Origin of the sequence: Haloglomus salinum, from assembly GCF_024298825.1 — an archaeon.
Taxonomy (GTDB): Archaea; Halobacteriota; Halobacteria; order Halobacteriales; family Haloarculaceae; genus Haloglomus; species Haloglomus salinum.
Genome location: NZ_CP101153.1, coordinates 2,232,136 through 2,252,389 on the forward strand (window position 1 = coordinate 2,232,136; position 20,254 = coordinate 2,252,389).

The 20,254-nt window shown below is 69.1% G+C and carries 18 protein-coding genes; 8 read left to right on the forward strand and 10 right to left on the reverse strand.

The window, feature by feature from the left end; translation table 11 throughout:
• Nucleotides 1–12: 12 nt before the first annotated feature.
• Both NL115_RS10675 and NL115_RS10680 read right to left on the reverse strand, forming a co-directional pair.
• Nucleotides 13–1,719 carry an asparagine synthetase B family protein gene (locus NL115_RS10675; protein WP_254829352.1) on the reverse strand — a complete coding sequence of 569 codons (1,707 nt, stop codon included), beginning with the start codon at nt 1,717–1,719 and terminating at the stop codon, nt 13–15.
• The gene (locus NL115_RS10680; RefSeq protein WP_254829353.1) at nt 1,719–3,605 is read right to left on the reverse strand and encodes an asparagine synthase-related protein; all 1,887 of its coding nucleotides are present in this window, start codon (nt 3,603–3,605) and stop codon (nt 1,719–1,721) included. The genes NL115_RS10675 and NL115_RS10680 overlap by 1 nt, the downstream gene beginning before the upstream one ends.
• 73 nt (nt 3,606–3,678) lie before the next feature.
• On the opposite strand from NL115_RS10680, the gene NL115_RS10685 reads away from it, so the two are divergent.
• Both NL115_RS10685 and NL115_RS10690 read left to right on the forward strand, forming a co-directional pair.
• Nucleotides 3,679–3,948, forward strand: coding sequence for a hypothetical protein (locus NL115_RS10685; protein ID WP_254829354.1), 270 nt, complete (start codon nt 3,679–3,681; stop codon nt 3,946–3,948).
• Nucleotides 3,949–4,704: 756 nt separating this feature from the next.
• The gene (locus NL115_RS10690; RefSeq protein ID WP_254829355.1) at nt 4,705–5,190 is read left to right on the forward strand and encodes a DUF7344 domain-containing protein; all 486 of its coding nucleotides are present in this window, start codon (nt 4,705–4,707) and stop codon (nt 5,188–5,190) included.
• 240 nt (nt 5,191–5,430) lie between these two features.
• On the opposite strand, the gene NL115_RS10695 is transcribed toward NL115_RS10690, so the two are convergent.
• On the reverse strand, nt 5,431–5,790 hold the full coding sequence (locus NL115_RS10695) for a HalOD1 output domain-containing protein (RefSeq protein ID WP_254829356.1): 360 nt from the start codon (nt 5,788–5,790) through the stop codon (nt 5,431–5,433).
• 106 nt (nt 5,791–5,896) lie between these two features.
• Complete coding sequence (locus tag NL115_RS10700) at nt 5,897–6,223, reverse strand: DUF7344 domain-containing protein (RefSeq protein ID WP_254829357.1); 327 nt, start codon at nt 6,221–6,223, stop codon at nt 5,897–5,899.
• A gap of 643 nt (nt 6,224–6,866) precedes the next feature.
• Between NL115_RS10700 and NL115_RS10705 the strand changes: the two genes are divergently transcribed.
• Nucleotides 6,867–8,462 carry a helix-turn-helix transcriptional regulator gene (locus NL115_RS10705; RefSeq protein WP_254829358.1) on the forward strand — a complete coding sequence of 532 codons (1,596 nt, stop codon included), beginning with the start codon at nt 6,867–6,869 and terminating at the stop codon, nt 8,460–8,462.
• Between the two features lie 42 nt (nt 8,463–8,504).
• Here the strand turns inward: NL115_RS10705 and NL115_RS10710 are convergent, their stop codons facing one another.
• From NL115_RS10710 to NL115_RS10720, 3 genes are all read right to left on the reverse strand, one after another.
• Nucleotides 8,505–8,891: a DUF7563 family protein gene (locus NL115_RS10710; protein WP_254829359.1), complete on the reverse strand. Its 387-nt coding sequence runs from the start codon at nt 8,889–8,891 to the stop codon at nt 8,505–8,507.
• Between the two features lie 57 nt (nt 8,892–8,948).
• Nucleotides 8,949–10,676, reverse strand: a complete 1,728-nt coding sequence (locus tag NL115_RS10715) for a glycosyltransferase family protein (protein WP_254829360.1) — start codon at nt 10,674–10,676, stop codon at nt 8,949–8,951.
• Nucleotides 10,677–10,780: 104 nt separating this feature from the next.
• Nucleotides 10,781–12,145 carry an aryl-sulfate sulfotransferase gene (locus NL115_RS10720; protein WP_254829361.1) on the reverse strand — a complete coding sequence of 455 codons (1,365 nt, stop codon included), beginning with the start codon at nt 12,143–12,145 and terminating at the stop codon, nt 10,781–10,783.
• A gap of 190 nt (nt 12,146–12,335) precedes the next feature.
• Between NL115_RS10720 and NL115_RS10725 the strand changes: the two genes are divergently transcribed.
• The 3 genes from NL115_RS10725 to NL115_RS10735 all read left to right on the forward strand — a co-directional run bounded on the left by NL115_RS10725 (nt 12,336) and on the right by NL115_RS10735 (nt 16,389).
• Nucleotides 12,336–13,601, forward strand: a complete 1,266-nt coding sequence (locus tag NL115_RS10725; protein WP_254829362.1) for a hypothetical protein — start codon at nt 12,336–12,338, stop codon at nt 13,599–13,601.
• Nucleotides 13,602–13,770: 169 nt separating this feature from the next.
• Complete coding sequence (locus tag NL115_RS10730) at nt 13,771–15,612, forward strand: ABC transporter substrate-binding protein (protein WP_254829363.1); 1,842 nt, start codon at nt 13,771–13,773, stop codon at nt 15,610–15,612.
• A 3-nt stretch (nt 15,613–15,615) separates the two neighbouring features.
• A complete protein-coding gene (locus NL115_RS10735; protein WP_254829364.1) occupies nt 15,616–16,389 on the forward strand; it encodes a phosphatase PAP2 family protein in 774 nt (257 codons plus the stop codon).
• A gap of 44 nt (nt 16,390–16,433) precedes the next feature.
• On the opposite strand, the gene NL115_RS10740 is transcribed toward NL115_RS10735, so the two are convergent.
• From NL115_RS10740 to NL115_RS20610, 3 genes are all read right to left on the reverse strand, one after another.
• Nucleotides 16,434–16,835, reverse strand: coding sequence for a hypothetical protein (locus tag NL115_RS10740; protein ID WP_254829365.1), 402 nt, complete (start codon nt 16,833–16,835; stop codon nt 16,434–16,436).
• Nucleotides 16,836–17,010: 175 nt separating this feature from the next.
• Nucleotides 17,011–17,217 (reverse strand): hypothetical protein, encoded by a 207-nt coding sequence (locus tag NL115_RS10745; protein ID WP_254829366.1) that lies wholly within the window; start codon nt 17,215–17,217, stop codon nt 17,011–17,013.
• Nucleotides 17,210–17,335, reverse strand: coding sequence for a hypothetical protein (locus NL115_RS20610; protein WP_286666345.1), 126 nt, complete (start codon nt 17,333–17,335; stop codon nt 17,210–17,212). Before NL115_RS20610 ends, NL115_RS10745 begins: the two co-directional genes overlap by 8 nt.
• A 166-nt stretch (nt 17,336–17,501) precedes the next feature.
• Here NL115_RS20610 and NL115_RS10750 point away from each other — a divergent pair, with 166 nt between their 5' ends.
• Both NL115_RS10750 and NL115_RS10755 read left to right on the forward strand, forming a co-directional pair.
• Nucleotides 17,502–19,292 (forward strand): sensor histidine kinase, encoded by a 1,791-nt coding sequence (locus NL115_RS10750; protein WP_254829367.1) that lies wholly within the window; start codon nt 17,502–17,504, stop codon nt 19,290–19,292.
• A gap of 288 nt (nt 19,293–19,580) precedes the next feature.
• A complete protein-coding gene (locus NL115_RS10755) occupies nt 19,581–19,898 on the forward strand; it encodes a helix-turn-helix transcriptional regulator (protein ID WP_254833082.1) in 318 nt (105 codons plus the stop codon).
• Nucleotides 19,899–20,254 lie beyond the last annotated feature (356 nt).

Sequence of the window (20,254 nt, forward strand, 5' to 3'; positions counted from 1 at the left end):
GGTTATCGGGCGCTACGGCAGCCACCAGCGGAGGTCGTTCGCCCGGAGCTTCTGCCGGGCCGGGAGGGCCCGGACCGCCCGGTCGTCCGGGAAGAACTGCTCGTCGAGGTCGTGTTCCTCGTACAGCGTCTCCCGGTCCGGCCACGCCGGTTCGATAGGCCCCACGAGCGGGAGCTTGCGCCGGGCGAACCGCTCGATCTGGTTGAGCAGCTCGATGCGGTGGGGTCGCCCGGGCGGGCGATGTTCGAGGAGCCGGTCGTCCATCATCGCCAGTGCGTCGGCGACCGTCCCGTAGTGGCGGTGTTCGGGTGGGGTCTCGAGGTGCCACTGGAGCAGTTCGCGGTCGATGGCCACGAACGACTCCAGGTAGTTGTCCGCCAGCTGGGTCCGGAAGTGCATCACCGGCTGGTTCCGCAGCACCAGCAGGTCCATCGCGTTGTGGACGGAGTCGACCCGCGACTGGCCGGCCGCGAGCTCCGCCCGCAGCCGGTCGGCAATGAACGCCCGGGGGTCCTCGAGGTCGAGGTCGAGGTCGGGGAACAGGCCCGCGACGCGGTCGGCCAGCCGGTCGCTCCCCTCGGGCATGAACCCGAGCGTGTCGATGAGCTCGGCCACGGGCTGTGGGTCGTCGACGAGCTGGCGCTGGGGCACCTCCACCCCCAGCACGGACTTCGAGTCCCACTCGAGGAAGTACCCCTTCAGCAGCGTGTCGTACAGGAGGCCGTGGTACATCGTGTCCGCCTCCAGTTCGTCGTCGTAGCCGCCGTGGTGGACGTGGAGCGACTCCCGTAGCCCCTGCGTGTACGGGACCTTGCAGTCGACGTCGCCGAGGTAGCGGGCCGCGGGCGCCAGCACGGTGTGTTCGGCATCGAACTGGTCGGCGATGCGCCGGGCGACCTCGACCTCCTGTGAGTCCGGCGCGCCGACGGTGTAGCACTCGGTGATATCCGGCTCGCCGGCGAGGATGGTCCGGGAGTCCTGCCCGGCCGACAGCAACAGCCCCTTGCGGCCGGGGTAGCCGGCCCGCCGGTCGATGGCGCGGCCGAGGCGGTCGGCGAGTACCGCCGCGTGGTCGCCCGGCTGCGGGTCGTAGACGAAGCGGTCGAACTCGCCGACCGACGCGGCGCGGAGGTAGCCGTCGAACGGGACGCGCTCGAGCGACTCGAACAGCGTCCGCTCGCCCAGCACCGTCCCGAGGTGGAGGAACTCGAGCACCGCGGTGCGGTCCGGGGCGGGGTCGCCCAGCAGCCCCCGGAAGATGGATGCGTCCGTCCCGAAGGCGCGGATACCGGGTGCGTCCGTGTAGAAGCACTCCCACGAGCGCAGGGGGTCGGTCGCGACCAGCGCGTCGCCGTCGACCTCGACCACCGCGAGGTAGGACCCGTTGAGCCGGTCGAGTGCCTCGTCGTTGCCGACGACGTGGTTCTCGAGCAGCCACGCCGCGGGGTCCGCCTCGGCCGTGGTCGGCGTGAACGCCTCGCCCCAGACGACACAGACCCCGCGGTCGGACTCGGCGACGGCCGTCCGGTCGGCCACGCCCAGCGCGGGGTCACGGACGCCGACAGTCACGGACTCGCCCTCGACGACGCTGTGGAACTCCGCCTCGTCACGGAAGTCGGTGAAGGCGTCGCGGTCGCCGAAGACGCCGAACAGTTCCTTGTTCATCCGTCCCCGCTCGGTCTCGGGCGCCGCGCGCCGCGTGGCCTGGCCCCGCATCATCACTGTTTGACCACCGTTCGTCGCTCGCTCGCCTCGTCGTCCGATTCCGTCATCCGGTCGAGGAGCGGGGTCTCGAGGAACGTGAGCAGCGAGTACAGGACCGGCGACTCGTCGTCGCCGGCCATGTGCGCCCGGTAGCTGTCGAGAGCTCCCTCGTAGTCGATGAACGGCAACGCGCGGATGGCCTCCTGATTCTCGACGATGGTCTCGACCGGGAAGTTCCGGGCTCGCACCAGCGCCGCCCGGTCGGGCCACGGGCTGTGGTCGAGGTGGTCCTCCGGTGGCGTCTCGTCGCCGACGTGCTTGCGCCAGAGTCCCTTCAGGTTCCCGCCGACCCAGTCGACGGGGAAGCGGTGCTTGAGGGGCATTCCCGTCCGGGCGTGGGGGAGCTCGGCCAGCTCGGGCGAGAGCTGCTCGACCGCCCGGTCGATGAAGTCACGCCGAAGGAAGTACCGCATCGGAACCTGCTGCTGGAGGTCCAGCAGGCGGTTGTCGAGGAACGGTGTCCGGTAGGGGCGCATGTGCATCAGGCTGCGCGAGAAGGTCGCGTCCGTATCCGCCCCCATCGGGTAGAAGTCGCCGTACAGCACGAGGTCCTGGAGCGAGCCGTACTCGACGCCGTGGCTCACGACGCCGTCGCGGGTCTCCCGGATGTTGTCGGCGATGACCGAGTCGATGGGCGGTCGCTCCGGCAGGTACGACACCGGGTCGACCACTTCCGTCGTCGTGAGCGAGACGTAGTCCTCGACGGACTCGACCGGATTCCGGAACGGGAGCTTCAGGGTCCCGACCGGCCCCAGCGAGAGCGAGCGCGCGTCGAGCTTGCTGCCCTTGAACAGCGAGTCCGCGTACAGTCCGGAGACGAGGACGTCGACCTCCTCGCTGATCTCGTCGTCGAACCCCGTGAAGTACGCCTGGTCGAACCAGCCGCTGAAGTTCGAGATGGCGGGGTTGCGCTCGAGCGCGGCGGCCTCGTGGTCCGGGTCGCGCTGGAGCAGGTGGAACTCGTCGCCGGCGGTGTCGGCGGCCTCGCTGGCGACGTTCGCCTCCCGGCTCATCCAGTCGGCGATGTGGAACGCGGTGACCGGCTGGTCCATCGCGGCCTGCACGAGCCGGGAGTCGCTCCCCCCGCTCAGGAGGATGCCGTAGTCGAGGTCGTCGCGCGTCCACTCCTGCACCACGGTCTGGAACGTGTCGGTGAACCGGTCGAGGTACGTCTCGAAGTCCTCGTCGACCGGCTCGTAGCTGGGTCGCCAGTACGTGTCCACCGAGAGCGAGCCGTCCGCCAGGTCGACCGTCGCGATGGAACCGGGCGGTACCTCGCGCACGCCCGAGAGCGGCGTCTCCACGCCGAGCACCCGGCGGAGCTGGAAGTACTCCTGGAGATGCGGCGCCTCGAACTCCGGATTCACGTCCGGGTGGAGCGGCAGTGCCTGCAGCTGCGAGGAGAAGACCAGCCGCCCACCATCGGGCCGCGCGAGGAAGAACGGGCGCGTCGCCACGCGGTCGGTGACGAGCGACACCGTGCCCGCGGTGCGGTCGTAGACGACGAGCCCGAAGTCCCCGTTCAACTCGCGGACGAAGTCCATCCCGTACTGGTCGTACAGGTCCGCACAGTAGCGGGCGCTCCCGTCCGGCGGGCCGTCCCGGGGGACGTAGCTCTCGTCGGCCCCGAAGCCGTAGACGTCCCCCCAGACCCAGATGAGCGCCTCCCCGTTGCGGGCCCGGACCGGCTGCTCCCCCGACAGCAGCGGGTGGAAGGAGCCGAACACCGACAGCCCGTCGTCGACGAACCGGTGGGCCACCTCGTCGTCGCGCCAGGCGATGGCGTCGACGAACGCGTCGGGCGGCGTTCGGTCGTCGACTGCACCACAGAGTCCTACCATCAGTTGTCCACTCCTGACACGCCAGGGGCTTTGTTATCCGAGCCGTAATCCCGATTCAGGGCTGTCTCGGGGCATGGAGCGGTCGTTTCGGGCCTGCCTGGAGGTGGCCCAGCGTCTGGAGGCGCTCCTCGACCTCGTCGTCGAACGCCATGCCCTGTGTCTCGTCGCCTGTCCCGAGCAGGCCGAACGTCTCGGCGGCGGCGTGCTCGACGCCGTGCCGGTGCGGGAGTTCGCCCGTGAAGATGCTCGTGTGGCTCGGGACGCTCCAGGAACTCGCCGTGCGACAGCCCTCGAACAGGCAGTCCGAGGCCTCGCGCAGCCGGGGGCGTACTCGTCGAAGTAGTCCTTCCAGACGGTGTCGAGGACGACGTTCCGGGTCATGCAGCCGCTCCGGGCTGTGGGTGGCCCGTCGTCGGTGTCGGTCCCGTCCGCCAGAGCCGGTGTCGCTGGACGCGACGGTGCGGAGACATACCCGTATCCAGAACCACTCGTCTCGTTGTTATCGGCGGCGGAAGGGTGTGGAGGCCGAACAGCCGCTCTACCCCGTAGAGCGGACTGCCGGGGTCGTAGATGGCCCCCGTCGGGTCTCTCGGCGGGCGAGTGTCCAGTCCTCCGCCGTCCCCGGTATGCCGTACTCGACTCTGTGGGGGTATTGTTAGTGTCGGCGTTATCCTGATATCCCTGCCCCCTGGCGCGGCCTTCTCCTGCCATCTCCGCCTCCGGACGCGGCGATGGCCCATGGGTCACGCACTCGTTCTGGGGTCCCCCGTGCGCTCTCTCGAGCCGCCTCGCTGGCCCTCCAACTTAACAGCCCGGCTATATCGGGCTAGATGGCGCTAATCGCAAGACGGCGGTGGGGTGTAACGGTGTGAAACAGTCGATTTACGCGGTGGGTAACGGATTGAAACGGTTCGAAATGGGGTCTGATGCCATGCAGAGGCTGTGATAGTGGGGGGTGTATGGCAACCGCTATCATCGATTCACGGAACGGAGCACAACCCACTCCGTAACGGTTCGATTCCACTCCACAACGGTCTGAAAGTCCTAGAACCGAGATTTCCCTTTATCCTCCCGAATCGCATTGGGTTGGGCGACGACAATGAGTGTCCAGACAGAGCGGCCGGCCGACGACGGCGATTCGAGTTCGAGTACAGAGGCGGACGCGAACACGAGTATCGAGAAGGACGACGCGTTCCACATCCTGCAGAACTCCCGGCGCCGCGCGGTCCTGCGGTATCTCGCTGCCCACGACGAGGAGGAGCGGTTCGTGATGCGGGACCTGGCCGAGGAGGTCGCGGCGTGGGAACACGACACGACGGTCCAGCAGCTGGTCTCGGACGAGCGCCAGCGGGTCTACATCGCGCTCTACCAGTCCCATCTCCCGAAGCTCGACGACCACGATATCATCGAGTACAACCAGTCCCGCGGGGTCGTCGAGCCGACCGAACTCGTCGACGCGCTCGCGCCCTATCTCGACGAGGGGCTCCACTCCGACGCCGACCTCACCGTCGAGGAGGAGTCCGAGTCGACCGAGGCACAGGGCGAGAGCATCACCGAGACGGTCTCTGCGTTCTTCTCCCGGTAACTGCTTGACGCCGCGCTCACGGTGTGACCGAGCCCAGGGGTACTGCCGACTTGCTCAGTATATTCTGGAAGATGCCCTGTAGATTGTTTCTGCCGGATATCGTTCCTGAAATCTGCAATTGAAATGGAGATGTGTGGGGTGTATCTATTGGTGCTGATTTCCGCTAGAACGCTCGGGCGGTCGGTGGGGCGCTCGGCGGGCGTGTGGTGTGGGTGTCCTGCACGGCGCACGAGCGGGTCGTCACTCCCTGATTTCGATGCGTCCGGTGTTGAATATCTCCACGTCGTACTCCTCGATGGACAACTGGAACGGCCCCCCCTTGCGCAGGTCCCCGTTCGGTTGCGGCCGGAACATCCGATCGAGCGCGTCCGGGTCGACGTACTCCTGGAACCGCGGAAGGAACTCCGTCGGGGAACTGTCGGCTGCGGCGGCGAGCGCGAGTGAGAGGGTCACCGTCAGCCCGTCCTCCTCGACGTCGTGGTGGGCGATGTACAGCGTGCGCCCGTCCTCTACCTGCGCTACGTCCTCTATCACGTCGCCCGGGTCCGCCCGGTCCAGGCCCGACGCGCCCCCCGGGGTCCTGCTACTTTCGGATGCCATCGTGGATGAGGTCTGGACCTACGTTGCCACCTCGAACGTAAAAAACCTCCAGCTATTATCTGGTTCTGATAACTGTCCTGAACAGCCGATAACCGCCCTCTCACTGCTACTCGCTCTTCGAGACGATACCCCGGCCCGTGTCGAACGACACGATGCCTGCTCTGTCGAGCACGGGCAGGTCGACGAGGTACAGTTCCTCGTGGATGTCGAACCAGGTTCGGCCGCTCGCCGACTCCGTGTGCTCGTGTTCCCACTCGTGTACGGCGTCGGTTACCCGGTCGATGGTCACCTGTCCCTCGAGCCGTCCGAGAAGCGCGATGAGGTAGCTGTAGCGCGTTCCCGGCGGCTGGTCGACAGTGGACTCCTTGCCTCCAGTGACTGCTATCTCCTCCACGGACTCGGTCTCGGGTCGGGTGCAGTTTGACGCGATCATCGGTGAGAGCGGACGGTAGGTGATACAGCGGTATCGGCACGGCCGCCGAGTACGGACCCCTGCGGACATCGTCCTCACCTGCACTCTCGGCGACCGGTTGCTTTGTAATCGGCCGGATAACCCCCCACTCTGGTTTATACCGGGTCGTGATATTGTCTCTCAGTCACAACCATAGAATATCTGATATCAATTGCTACGGCATACTGACGGACCCTCGCTCTGGGGCAGCTTCCGACCGAATTCCAGGGCCGGTGTGGCACTTCCAACTGGACAGAGTGGCTCTGTGGGTGCGCTCTAACCAGTTATCGGCGCTTCGTCGCCCTGACTCGACGGTTGCCGAGAACTGGTTGGTCGCGATGACTGGTACTCCGCTCCGGACTGTTTCATTATGCCGGTTTCTTGTCATTCTTCTACGGAATACATAATCTGCCGTCGCTCCTAGGGAACACTCTTATCCGAGCGTCCCGCCAGCGTTCGTACGACCAATCGTTTCCGCCTCCGATGACTCCCACTCCCCCCGCGCTCCCGCGTTCCCGGCACGCGATTCCTCGCCCACGACGGACGGGGTCGCTCGGTCGTGGGTGTACCACGACTCCGTTACGAGGTCACCAGCGGTCACGCTGTGGCCAGGTGAACCGATAGGATGTCGGCCGACGGCCTCTCGACGCGGACCATCTCCTCGCTCGCGTTCCTCGCACTCTGTGTGGTCCTTTCGGCCGTGGTCTCGCCCCTCGCTCTGGGCGTTGCTGCGGGGGATGGGGCGACCACGCAGCCGAGTGCTGCTACGATGACTGCTCCCGCTACCGCCCCAGCCGCCACGGCCACCGCCGCGTCACGAACCACGCCAACCGCCACCCCGACGTTGAGTTCGACCAGCGGCCAGGAGACCGCCACCGCCGAGGACGACGGCGGCATCACCAGGGTCGAGTACGGCGGTCCCGGCGTGGCCACGCGGGCCCGCGGCCGGACGTACGTCTGGACGGGCGGCGCGACCCTGATGAACGTGAGCGTCCAGCCTGTCGGCGGCCCCGGGCAGCACGAACTCTGCCTGGCGCTGCGTGCCGACAACCGGACGGTCACCGACCACGGCTGCCAGAGCGTCGAGGTCCGGTCCTACGGCGGCGCCGCCACGTTCGACATCCGGAGTCTGGGGGCCAACGGCACCGGCAACCGGACGTTCCTGCTCTGGTTCAAGCGCTCGGGCGAGAGCGGGCGCGTCGACACGGCGACGGTCCCCATCGTCGCCATCGAGCGCGACGGCGACGCCGACGGTGACTCCCTCTCGAACGAGGAGGAGGCCAGCCGCGGGACCAGTCTTACCGACGCCGACACGGACTCCGACGGCCTGCTGGACGGGCCCGAGGTGATGCAGTACAACAGCTCCGCGACGGTCGCGGACACGGACGGCGACGGCGCACGCGATGGTGCGGAGGTCGAGGCCGGAAGCGACCCCGGCGACCCGGATACGGACGGTGACGGGCTTCTCGACGGCGAGGAGATGAACCACTACGGTACCGACCCGACGGCCGCTGACACGGACGGTGACGGCCTCTCGGACTGGGAGGAGGTGAAGCGGTACGGCACCGACCCGACAGAGAAGGACTCGGATAGTGACGGCCTCACCGACCAGCAGGAGGTGGCCCAGTACGGCACCGACCCGACGGTTGCGGACACGGACGGCGACGGCATCGACGACGGGAAGGAGGTCGAACAGGGTACCGACCCGCTCGAGAAGACGACCGACACGTCCGGCGGCGGGCCCCTCGTCGACCGGAACGCGACGATATTCATCGGGCTGGGTATCCTCCTCGCGGTCGGCGGTATCGTCGTGTACGGTCGGCTCGAAGGTGGCTGGCTGGGGACCGGCGGCTTCGACGGTACCGACGCGCCGTCTGCCGGTGGCGGTACCGGTGGCTCGGACGATTCGAGTCACGCCGCCCACGTCGATGCGGACGCCGCCGCGTCGTCGCCAGCCGGCGCCGACACGACAGAGGGCGCAGCGGCCGCTGGCGCCGAGATGCCCGACCCCGACCTCCTCTCGCCGGAGCAGTACATCTGCCGGCTCGTCGAGGTCAACGGCGGCTACATGAAACAGAGCGACATCGTCGACGAGGTCGACTGGTCGAAGGCGACGGTGAGCCGACGGCTCTCCTCGATGGAGGAGGGCGGCGATATCGAGCGGACCCGCATGGGTCGCGGGAAGATCGTCACGCTCCCCGGCGTGGAACTCGACGAGTAGCTCCGGGTCACACCCCGTCTGCACCCGCCGGAGGCTGGCCGTTCAGCCCCGAATCGACGAGAAGAAGCCCGCGATGCGCTCGCGTGCCCCTCCGCTCTCGGCCCCCGACGCCCCCTGTTCGGGGGCGTCGGATGCTGCCTCGCCGCTGCTCGACACCGACGTTCCACCGCTCTCGGGAGTCGCCCCGGTGTCGGAAGCGACCGCCGCTCTCTCGTTTTCGCTCTCGTTCCCGTCCTCGCCGGTCGAGTCGTCTCCTGCGACATCCCGGAGCAGGACCACGCGTTCGTCGGCGTCCTCGGTTTCGTCCTCCTCCGAGGGACTCGAGCGTGCCCGGCAGCTCCGGCACTCCGAGATGTTCCCCTCGTTGTCCCCGAATACGCGCACGTAGTCGTCGGTCACGAACCCGCCACAGCTTGTACATTCGGCCATACGTATCGAACCCTCGTACCAGTTCCATCGGACAGGTACGGATTTACTATGTAGCCGCTAAGACGGCGTGTCGCCGCCTGAAGACACCGTGGTGGATGGGCGGATGGTGCCGGCACGCCGCTCGTCGGGTGGTGCGTCGGGTTCGGGCCGCATGTCAGGTGCAGGCGACGTGTCGGGCTCGGACGGCGTGACCCGGGCGACGATGGCCCCCTCGTTCTCGTAGACGAGCTCGTACCGGTCGGAGGCGGCCAGCGAGTCCCGCATCCCGGGGGCCTGCTGGTGGGTCATCCCGCGGACGGTGTAGTGGCCCTTCGGGACGTAGACGTAGTCGGGCTGGGCGCCGCTCGCCGCGAGCGAGGCGGTGATGCAGGCGGCCCGGTCGCACAGTGACACCCGCCTGAACTGCTCTATCTGCTGGCGGTACCGGGCCGGCTCGGTCCACTCGACCCCCCACTGCCCCACGAGGATGGTCCGGTCGGTGAACAGCGGGAACCACTCCGCCCCGTCGCCCAGTACCACGAAGTCGGCACCGGGCTCGGTCTCGGCGGCGGCCCACGCCATGGCCTCGCGGTCCGCGCCATCGATGAAGGCGGGCTGTGAGCGGTCGCCGTCGTGCGTGTCGAGCGCGCCGGCGGCGAACGCCGAGCCGGTCGCACCGGCCGAGAGGACCAGCAGCGCGACCGCCCCGATTTCGACGGCGCGGCGGTGGTCCCGGCCGAGCTGCGAACTCGCGGCCAGTCGCCGAATGGCCGGGAGGCCGACCTCGAAGAACAGCAGCGCCGTCAGCATCGCGCCGGCGACGAAGATGAACCGGGGTTTGCCCATGAAGTAGCCGCCGGCGAACAGCCACGCCGGGAGCAGGTACCGGTCCGTGGCGAGCGCGTAGGCGGCGCCGAGATAGGCCGCGCCGAAGACGACCACCTCCATCCCGAGGTCGATGGGGTAGACGAACTCCGAGAGCAGGCGCGTGGGGCCGCCGAACAGCCCGCCGTGGGTGCCCGAGGCGTCGAGGAAGATGTCCGCACCGTGGGTCGCGACGACCTGCAGGAGCCACGGCGTCGCGACGACGACACCCCCGCTGGCGACGACCGCGCCGAACAGCAGGCCCCGGAGTGACCGCGAGAGCCCGGCGAACAGGAGGAGGTAGCTCAGGCCGAAGAACACCGCGTACGTCGGGTGCGTGAGGACCGTCAGCCCGAACAGGGCCGTCGCGGGCAGGAGCCAGCGTGGGTCCTCGGTCCGGAACAGCCGGACGCCGACGGCGGCGCCCGTGATGGCCAGGAGGAACGCCAGCCCGCGGACGACGCCGCCCGCCGAGAGGTGCCACTGGAGGACGGCCGGCGTCCCGGCGAACAGGAGCGTCGCGACTCCACCCCGGCGCGGGGAGCCCAGCAGGTCCGTCGCCAGGAAGTAGTACGGGACCAGCGTCGCCGTGACGAACAGCCCCGGCACGAACCGGCTGTACGCGATGGCGCCGACGCCGGTCAGGTCGCGGACGACCGCCGCGAGGTAGAACGCCAGCGGCGGGTACGCGAAGGGGACGCCACCCGCGGTGTAGCCGGGGATGGTGGCCGGGAGGCCGTAGCCGTGGCTGCTGATGGACTCGGCGATCTTGAGGTAGAGCCCGGCGCCGTACGCGGGGTACGGGTGCGTTGCGAGGTACAGCAGGTAGATGCAGAGGCTGGTGGCCACCGCCGAGGTGAGCCAGAACCGGTCGTCGAGCGAGAGCACGACGACCCGGTCGGCGAGGCGGCGCCACCGACGGGTGCTGGTTCCTGTCGACATGTGAGACTCGGGTTGGTGAGGAGAGGGCCCGGAGGAGTTTGCTTATCCGGGGGGTAAGCGCCAGTGGTCGCCGTGGTGGAGCGTTCCGCCCCCGGAACGGTGGCTCACTGCCGCTCCAGCTCGACCGGCCGGTGGAGGTCGACCGTCCACGCAGACCAGTAGGCCTCGGCCGCGCTCCACACCACGAGCGTCACTGCGATGGTGACCAGGGCCGCGAGGTGGATGCGGCTCATCCACGCCGGGAGGACGTACATCACGGCGTTGGCCGTCGGGCCGTCGAAGAGGCCGGCGATGGCGTTCCGGGCGGGCTCGAGCGGCCCGCCGTCGCTCCCGCCGGACTCGGGTTCGCTCGCGCCCCCGGCACTCACGTTCGTCTGCTCGCCGAGGTCGGCCCGCTGTGCGCTGGGCCCGTCGGTGCTCTCGTCGCCCGTCTCGAGGCGCTCGGCCTCGTACGGGAACGCGACATCCATCGACCACGTCACCTCGCCCGCGTCGTTCACCTCGAAGACGCGGTTGCCGTTCGAGTCCGTGACGAGCGTGTCGCCGTCGGGGAGCCGGTCGCCGTCTCGCGGCCACTGGAGCTGCCGGTCGCTCCACGCCCAGCTCTTGGTCCACCCTCCCTCCTCGCGCTGGTACTCGACGAGGCGGTTGTTCTCGGAGTCGGCGACGATGACTGCGGGACCGCCCTGCGCCTCGGGGATGTAGTCGGGGTTGTGCTGCTCGTACAGCCGCGAGTGGTTGCCGTCGCTGCCGAGCGTCCACTCGGCCTGCAGCCCCGTCTCGCGCTCGAGGAAGACGACCTGGTCGTGGTTCCGGAGGCTGACCATGATGCGCCCGTCCTCGAGCACCTCCACGTCGTTGAGGTGGGTCCAGTCCTCGGGGTACGGGCCGCCGCTCGTCGCCGGGTCGTACTCGCTCCGGGCGTCCCACGACCACGTCACCAGTCCGGTCGTGGTGTTGACGACGTAGACGCGGTCGCGCCCGATGTCGGCAACGACGATGTGGTCCTCGTCGAGGCGGTCCACGTCGTGCCAGCGGGTGGAGTGCTTGCCGGGTGTGACACGGCTGTAGACCGAGGTCACCTCCCCGGTCTCCAGGTTCACGCGCTCGACGCCGTTGCGCGTACAGACCGACTCCCCGCCGCACTCCTCGGGCGTGAGGTGGTCGGCGTAGACGTACTCCACCGTCGCCGCCTCGCCCTCGACGGGGTCCACGTCCCAGTACCGCGTGTGCGTGTCGTTGTAGTACGTGACTGTCCCGTTCGGGGCGACGGCGAACAGCTCCGCCGAGGCGCGGGGGCCCTCCCCATCCCGGCCGAGCCACGTGTTCGAGTCCGTCGCGACGACCGTCGTCCCGTCGGTGGGCGGTGCGACCTGCTGGTCCGTGCCGGTGACCTGTCCGGCGCCCCCATCCGAGGATGCGGCGAACCCGGTCACCAGCGTCCCGGCCGCGAGGAGGAGCACCGCCACGGCCAGCAGCCTGCCTGCGAGTCTTCGTCTCGTCACTGTGTGGGGGGTCGGTTCCGGATGGTTTTGCTACCGGGCGGGTAAGGCGCCCACCCCACCGGGGGGAGTCCCGGCCAGCCCACGGCGGCCTCGGGGTCGCTCGCGGTCGTTAGGTACTGCATAGTGATTGGTCGGGGACCGGAACGCCGACCGGATGGGAGCGGGGTCCCGCCTTCGAATCGGGCTGGTGCTGTGTGCGCTCGCCGTGGCTGTGGCGGCGCTGATTCTCGCCAGTCCGACCCTCGTCCGGCCGGCCGAGAGCGACGCCGGGCCCCGGACCCGCGAGGACGTGCGCCTCGTCACGGTCGACGACCACGAGCCGCGGCTCTGGGCGTACACCAGCCGGCAGAAGGACTTCGGGACCGCGACGCTCCCGATGAACGTCGTCGTCGAGGCGGATGCCGCGACGACCCGACGGGTCATCGCAGCCGACGCCGACCGGAACTGGACCGCCGAGGACCCCGAGGGCGAGTCCGTCGTCCTGAACGGGAGCGGCGTCGCGTGGTCCGACACCAGGGGTGCGACGCGCTACACCTACGTCGCGTACGGCGACGACCCCGGCGAGGACGGCCGCTGGATGGACGAGACCGCCCAGCTCCACGACGGGTCGTACCTCGGCGCCCGGATGCACGCCCGCCTCTACGAGGTCCAGAACGGGGACCGACCCCTGACGATGGTCCAGGCCCACCACGAGCACTGGGACTGGTTCCGCCTCCGGCACACGGTCGGCAGCGTCGCACGCGGCCAGTACGCCATCGAACACGAGTTCTACGGCACCGGTGTCGTATCGGACATGCGCCGAGCCCGCTTCGGCAACGGTGGCGCCAGCGACGCCGACGGCTGGGTCACGGTCGTCGAGGTCATGGACTGGCCCGTCCCGGACGACGAGTTCGCCGTGGCCGGGCTCTCGCTCGGACTGCTGCTCGTGGGTGCCCGGCGCGCCACCGTCACCGCGGCGCTCCGCGCGGTCGCCGAGCGCCGGCAGGCCACCACCGCGCACGCGGCGCTGGTCACTATCCCGCTGCTCACGCCGCTCGTAATCCGGGTCGTGGCGGTCGAACTCGAGCGTGCGCTCCCGGCGCTCTCGCCGAAGGTCATCGCGGCACCGTGCTACCTGGTCCTCGCCGTCGGCCTTCCCGTGGCCGTCGGGCTGCTGGGCCGACGGCTCCCCGCCGACGAGGCGTTCACGGCCGCCGTCGGCGGCTTCGGTGTCGGCCTGCTGCTGGATTACGCCTCCCTCGGTCTCTCCGCCCTCACCATCGAGGTGGTTGCCCACCGGGCCGTCCTCCTGGTGGGCCTCGGTCTCATCGCGGCCGGTGGCGTCCGCTGGGCCGAGACACCCGTCCACCGGTACCGCTACCGCGCCCCCGGCATCCTCGTCTGGACCGGCGCGCTGGTCTGGCCGCTCGCGGGGCTCTGAGCCCGACGACCCGTCCGGGACCCGCCTGTTCCGACCGTTCCGTCCCTTCACGACCGTTTATCGGGCTGGTAACAAGGAGCCCTGCCCGTATCGTTTCCAGAACGACCAGCCGGTGTGGACCGCTGCGTGCCCTCTCCCCCGGCTCCTCGATAGCAGCCCACGGAGTACGATGGATTCGACCCACCCACAGTCCAAGAGCGGTTCCGAGTCGACAGTCAGCCGCCGCCGCGTCCTCGGCGCGCTCGGCGGTGGCACCCTCGCAGCCAGCGCCGGCTGTGTCCGGCAGGTCGGTGCACTGATGAACCGCGAGGCGCCCGAACAGCTCTCGTTCACCATCAAGACCGCCCCCGCCGACGCCGACCCGCGGGCCATCCGCATCGCCCGTTTCCTCGCGAAGCGCCTGCAGGCCGTCGGCATCGAGGCGAGCATCACCCCGATGTCGAACGAGGTGCTGTTGCGCGATGTCCTGCTGAACCACGCGTTCGATATCTTCATCGCGCCGATGCGGGGCCGGCCGGACCCTGACTTCCTCCGGCCGCTCCTCCACTCCCGGTTCGGTGCCGAGCCGGGTACGCAGAACCCGTACGGGTACGCCAATCTCGACGTCGACGCGCTGCTGGAGCGCCAGCGGGCCCAGACCGGGAAGCGTCGCCGGAAGACGCTCGCCCGCCTCCAGCGCTCGGTCGTCCGCGACCAGCCGTTCTCGGTAGTGGCGTTCCCCGACGAGATTCGTGTCACCCGCGCGGACGGCTACGCGGGCTGGGAGCAACGGCCCATCCACACGCCGCTGGGCTACCTCGGCCTCGACCGCGACGCCGCCGGTACCGCCGACCGGCTGTCGGGTGACACCAGCGAGGACGAACGCGCCCTCCGGATGACGCTCACCGATTCGCGCCCGACGGAGAGCCTCAACCCGCTCGCCCCGGAGTTCCGTGCCAGCGGCACCATCACCGACCTCCTGTACGACCCGCTGGGGCGGTGGGTCGACGGGCAGGTCCGGCCGTGGCTCGCGTCGTCGTGGACGTGGAGTCGGCCACCGGACGCGCCGGGGCCGGTGGCGACGGTCGAACTCCGCGAGGACCTCACCTGGCACGACGGGACCGACCTCACCGCGTCGGACGTGGCGTTCACCTACCGCCTGCTCGCGGACACCTCGCTCGGGCGACTCGAGAGCCCGGTGCCGGCGCCCCGGTTCCGCGGGCTCGGCTCGCTCGTCACCGACGCCGAGGCCGTCGACGAGCGGACCGTCCGGCTGTCGCTCGTCCCGAGTTCGCGGCCGGTCGCGACCCGGAGCCTGACGGCACCGGTCCTCCCGGAGCACGTCTGGGAGGCGAAGGCGCAGCAGGCGACGGTGGCGGGACTGGACCCGAACGGCGCGGTGACGCAGGCGCTGGTCTGGTCGAACCCGGACCCGGTCGGGAGCGGCCCGCTGCGTCTCGAGCGCCGCCGCCCCCGGGAGTTGCTGGTGTTCGCGCGCAACGAGGACCACTTCCTCACCCGCGACGGGCTGGCCGACCACCTCGCGCCGTTCGCCGGCGGGTTCACCCCGGACCAGCTCGCCTTCACGGTCGTGCCGTCGGGCGGTGCGGCGGTGGAACTGGTCCGGGCCGGCGACGCCGACGCCACTGCCTCGGGCGTGATGCCGGCCGACGTCCCCGAAGTCGGGCGCTCGGACGAGCTGAACCTCCACGTCACCCGGCCGCGGACCTGCTACCAGGTCGGCTACAACGTCCGCCGCGGGGCGCTGAGCAGCCCCCGATTCCGCCGCGCGGTCGGGCGCCTGCTCGACAAGCAGTTCCTCGCCCGCGAGGTGTTCGAGCGCTACGGCCAGCCGGCGGCGAGTCCGCTGGCCCGACACCGGTCGGTGGCGCCCAGCCTCGTCTGGAACGGCGAGGACCCGGAGCTCCCGTTCCCGGGTGAGGCCGGCCAACTCGACGTCGAGCGGGCTCGCGAGGCGTTCCGGGATGCGGGGTATCGGTACTCGAGCGACGGCGACCTGCTCGGAACCTGACCCGTGAGCCTGGCCGAGTCGCTCGCCGTCGTCCTCGGTGGGGTGGTGCTGCTGAACGCCGGTGTCGCCGCCCTGGTCCTCCGCCGGGAGCGCCCCGGTGACCTCCGGACACGGCTCCGCGAGGCAGCGCCGTACCTCGCCTTCCTCGGCGGGGTCCTCGCCGTCAACAAGGTCGCTCGCGAGTACGGCCCGGAGCTGTCGTGGGTCGTCGGCTGGAACATCACGCACCGCATCTACAGCATCGAGGGGACACTCGTCGCCCACGTCCAGTCGGTCGCCACCCCGTGGCTGACGACCTACTTCTCGGCGGTCTACCTGTTCGGCTACACCATCCTGCTCACGTTCCCGTTCCTCGCGTACCTGCTCCATCCGCAGCTCCGGCATCTGAAGCGGGCGGCGGTCGCCTTCGGGCTGAACTACGGGCTCGGGGTGGTCTGCTACACGCTGTTCGTCTCCTACGGCCCCCGGAACCGGATTCCCGACGCGGTCGAGCCGCTCCTCTACGCGGCGTACCCGCGGGCACAGATCGTCACGAGCCAGGTGAACGCCAACACGAACGTCTTCCCCTCGCTCCACGCCTCGCTGTCGGTGACGGTGGCCCTGCTCGCGTGGCGGACCCGGGAGCGCTATCCCCGCTGGACCGCCATCGCCGTCCCGCTGGCGGCCAGCGTCGTCGTCTCGACGATGTACCTCGGCATCCACTGGGCGACCGACGTGGTCGCCGGCATCGCCCTCGGCGTTGGGAGTGTCCTGGTCGCGGAGTGGCTGGTCGAGTAGCTGCGGCGTCGCTGGTGGGTCGGTGCGGCTCGCTCGCCGGGCCGTCAGGTCTCGGTCGCGTCCTGCTCGGCGGCCTCGATGACCGAGGCGGTATCCGATGGGCCGACCGCTATCCGGAGACAGGTCTTGCAGGGCGAGTGGCTCCGCTCGCGTGCCTCGCGCCGGGTCAGCGTCAGCCAGTCCTCGTCGTCGAGTGCGCCGCCGCCCCCACACGCCGGGAGTCCGTCCGCGTCGGCCTCGTGGTAGGCGTACGACCCATCGACCGTCCGACTCGGCAGGAGGAGTACGTCGTCGTCGTCGTCGCGCGGGTCGGCCTCGGCACTCCGGACCCGCTCTTCCCGGGTCGGGGACCGGGTGGTAGGACCGTCACAGCGGTGGGTACTCAGCTTCACGCGGTACTTCCCACAGTCGGGGCACTGCTCGAACACCGTATCCGGGTCTCTCATATCCGGCGTCTGTCCGCCGAGCCTGATTATTACGCGCCGGGTAGCCACACAGGGCCACGACGGACGCGGGGGGCGGGGCTGACCGATAGCCACGACGGACGCGGGAGCCGGCGGGCCGTCCCTGGACGGCGCTGTCGTGCGGCGCTCTCGAAGGGGTTCTGGTGGCCCGGGCCTGTCACTGCGCGTCCTTGATATCCACGTAGGACTCGCGAGTGGCGGATATCCAGGCGTCGTCGTCCCCGTTGGAGGGGTCGAAGACGACCAGTTCGTCGGGGTCGAACGACACCGGGGCGTCGAGCTCCTCGGGGTTGAACGTGTACCGGAGGGTGAACCTGGGCCAGTTGGCCGAGGTGTCCGTCTCGAGTGGCTCCTGACTACTCACGCTGCTCACCACCGGCGGCGTCGCAGGCGTGTCGGTCGGCCGTGGCGGGGACGGTTCGATGGCCTGCTCGGTCGTCGAGGCGGACGGCGGTCGGGGATGGGGGGCGCTCGTCGGTCACGTCTACACGACCCCACCGCAGAGACATATACTCTCGGCGAAACGTTGGTAACCGGAACCGCTTACCGACTGGTAGGGAGATGGCCAACAACAACTAAAGGCTCTGGAACGAACGGGGAGCGAACCCGCTCGGTCGCGAGCCGCGACAGAATTACCGCCTAATTGATATGTCAATTGGAACTGATGCAGTCCACGTCTTCTACGTCGGCCCCCGTCCATCGACGGTCGTCTCGCTCCCGGATTCGAAGGTCGGTGACGCGACCTTCCTGACCAGCGTCGCGGCCGAGACGGACGTGGCGGTCTCGCAGCTGCTGCGCTCACCGGTCGACTGTGTCGTCTGTGACGAGCGGTTGCTCGACCCGAAGACGTGGGCGTTCCTCCACCGGCTCGACGACCGCTCCCTCGACATCCCGGTCGTCCTCCAGACCGACGGCACCGGAACCAACGTCCCCGAAGCGCTGTACGACGCGGTGAGTCCCGGCGAGGAGCCCGAGGCGCTGGCGGCGGTCATCCTCGACCTCGTCGGGGCCGACGAGGAGGGGGCGCCCTTCGCGGGCGACGCGGTCGCCGACCTGCTGGACCGGGCCGACGAGTACGTCGCGCACGTCGAGCGGGACGGCACCGTCCGGATGGTGAACGCCTCGGCCGCCACCCAGCTCGACCTCCCCCGCGAGGAGATCGTGGGGCAACAGCTCGGTGACCTCGTCGACGACGAGACCGATATCATGGCTGCCGGCCGGGCGGTCCTCGAGATGGATGAGAGTCGGAAGCTCCACGACGAGCAGGACGGCCGGCACTTCACCGCGACCTTCGAGCCGGTTGCCGCCGACATGTTCGAGGTGGTCGTGCGCGATGTCACCACCACCAGGCGGGCCGAGCGAGCGTTCCGCGAGGAGCGGGCGTTCCTCGAGTCGGTCATCGACAGCCTCAGCGAGGTGTTCTTCGTGCTGGACCTCGACTTCCGCTTCGTCCGGTGGAACGACCGGGTCAACGAGGTGACCGGCCGGAGGGACGAGGCACTCCAGGGCGCGAGCGCGCTGGAGTTCTTCAGTACGGCGGGGGCCGAGCGCGCCGCCGAACGCCTCCAGGAGGTCGTCTCGGAGGGCCAGGCGACCGCCGAACTCGAGGTCGTCGGCGACACGGATGCCGACCCCATCCCGTTCGAGTTCACCTCCTCGCTGGTCCGCGACGAGACGGGCGAGCCCCGCTACATCTGCGGTATCGGGCGCGACATCTCGGAGCGGAAGGCCACGCAGGCAGAGCTGGACGAGGCCATCGCGGAGCTGGAGCGTTCGAACGCCGAACTGGAGCAGTTCGCCTACGTCGCCTCTCACGACCTGAAGGAACCGCTCCGGATGGTGTCGAGCTACCTCCAGTTGCTGGACCGCCGGTACAAGGACGACCTCGACGAGGACGCCCAGGAGTTCGTCGAGTTCGCCGTCGACGGCGCCGAGCGGATGCAGGATATGATCCGTGACCTGCTGGAGTACTCGCGCGTGGGCCGGCGCGAGAAGGAGTTCGAGGAGGTCGAGATGGAGCGGATCCTCGAGACCGCCCAGCAGAACCTCGAGGTCGCCATCGACGGGAGCGACGCCACCGTCGAGGTCGGGGACCTCCCCACCATCGAGGGTGAGCGGAGCCAGCTGGTCGAACTGTTCCAGAATCTGCTCAGCAACGCCATCAGGTACAGCGGCGACGCGACCCCCCACGTCGAGGTGGACGCGACCCGCGAGGACGACCACTGGCTGTTCACGGTCGCAGACAACGGCCGTGGTATCCCCGAGGACCGCATCGACCGGGTGTTCGACCTGTTCTACCGGTCGGACATCCACGATTCGACGGGCATCGGCCTCGCCCTGGTGAAGAAGATCGCCGAGAGTCACGGCGGCGACATCGACGTCGAGTCCACACCCGGCGAGGGAACGACCTTCTCCATCAGGTTGCCGGAGGAAGAGTGACGACCCGCGTCAGGCCGTGTGCCAGAGCCTCCCGCGAGCCGTCGCCCCGTGGCCTCGACCGTGCGACAGCCGCTCGGGTGGGGCGTGTGTACGATTCGGCTACGTACCCTTCGTTATCTTCCGCGTAGCGGGTGTTTAGACGCCTGATAAGAGCAGATACGACACGTTCCGGTTCGTCGATGTAACGGTTTCGTGTTCCGTGTGGGTCCTTAGCGAGGGGGTAAAGAATTCGACGGTCTCGTGGATATATACGGCAGAACAGTCATTTCTCGACCGCTGCAACCCATGATGCACGACCTGACTGGATTCCAACGTGACCTGCTGTTCATCGTCGCGGGCCTCGACGGTCCGAACGGTGTCACGGTGAAGGACGAACTCGAACAGTACTACGGCCAGGAGGTCCGCCACGGCCGTCTCTACCCCAACCTCGACACGCTCGTCGAGAAGGGCCTCGTCGAGAAGGGACAGAAGGACCGCCGGACCAACGAGTACCTCCTGAAGGAGAGTGGCCGGCAGGAGATCGAATCCCGACTGGCGTGGCAGACCCAGCACTGCCCGCGCCCCATCCTCGAGCAGACCAGGGAGCTGCCCGTCGACGCCGACTGACCCGAAGACACCACTCGTGTGTTCCTGTCGCGGGCGCCCCCCGGTCAGGCCCGCACACTCGACTGCGCGGCAGCTGGGGGGCTCCCTCGTGTTCCTGTCGGGGGTCGGTCACCGGCCAGCCACACGCTCCCGGCGGGGGCCTGCTGCGTCGTCGAGCGCCACTCCGTGACGCCGGGCGCTGTCCGGGTCCCTCGTTCCGTTCGGCCGCTCACACGGCGTTCACACGCCGCTCGCAACGCGGACGGCCCCACCTGCCTGTCACGTCCGTCGTGTCACGACGCGGGCTGACGGGCCGGCTCCGACGAAGTTCTCTGTCTATGGCGACGATTTTCGAGAAAATACCGCTAATATAGGAT